The following is a 593-nucleotide window of genomic DNA, read 5'->3' as shown; positions in this document are numbered from 1 at the left end:
ACATGTCCTGCGTGAGAAAACCGAAATCGGGCTGGTGCACGCCAAGCATTTGCTGCACCACATCTGAGGTGACACCGATCTTCTTGCCAACGATGGCCTGGCCGTCGGCGACACGTCGTTCCACGAGGCGTCGCGAGATATGGTAGGCGTCCTCGATGGAAATGGCCGGCCAGCGCCTGGTCAGCGGCGTCAGGGTGTATCCCTCGCGACGCGCGTGATAGAGCGCCTCGGCGTGCAGGTCGCGCAGTTGCTCGTTCATGTGCGGCCCTCCGCAATGAAGGCCAGGCATTCGCGGTTGAACAACTCGGCGTATTCGACCATGGCCCAATGCCCGCACTCGCTGAGCAGCACGAAGCGGATACGACTGCAGGCATGCATCAGCGTCTGTACGCCGGCCACCGGGCAGAACTTGTCGTTCATGCCCCAGAAGCCGAGGATCGGGCACTGCAGCTCACCCAGGCGTGCGCTCATGTTCGGCACCTGCATGGTCGACAGCACACACAGCGGCTGCTGATTGACCACGGCCACGCGTTCTTCGACCGTTTCGGCACTGAGCAGGCTGGCGTCGAACAGCTGCAGGCCGAGCAGTTTGC

The 593-nt window shown here is 62.7% G+C and carries 1 protein-coding gene and 1 pseudogene; both read right to left on the bottom strand.

What is annotated here, in order from left to right; genetic code table 11:
* Positions 1–259 (bottom strand): annotated as a pseudogene (locus J0A65_RS25190) (2-oxopent-4-enoate hydratase); the annotation flags it as partial.
* Positions 256–593: alpha/beta fold hydrolase (locus J0A65_RS25185; RefSeq protein ID WP_269814712.1), on the bottom strand; the 338-nt coding region annotated here is incomplete at its 5' end. The gene J0A65_RS25185 and the pseudogene J0A65_RS25190, both read right to left, overlap by 4 nt.

It is taken from the genome of Bowmanella yangjiangensis, from assembly GCF_017255015.1.
Classification (GTDB): Bacteria; Pseudomonadota; Gammaproteobacteria; order Enterobacterales; family Alteromonadaceae; genus Bowmanella; species Bowmanella yangjiangensis.
The sequence above is the reverse complement of the archived record's forward strand: the minus strand, read 5'-3'. Positions and strand labels throughout refer to the sequence as shown.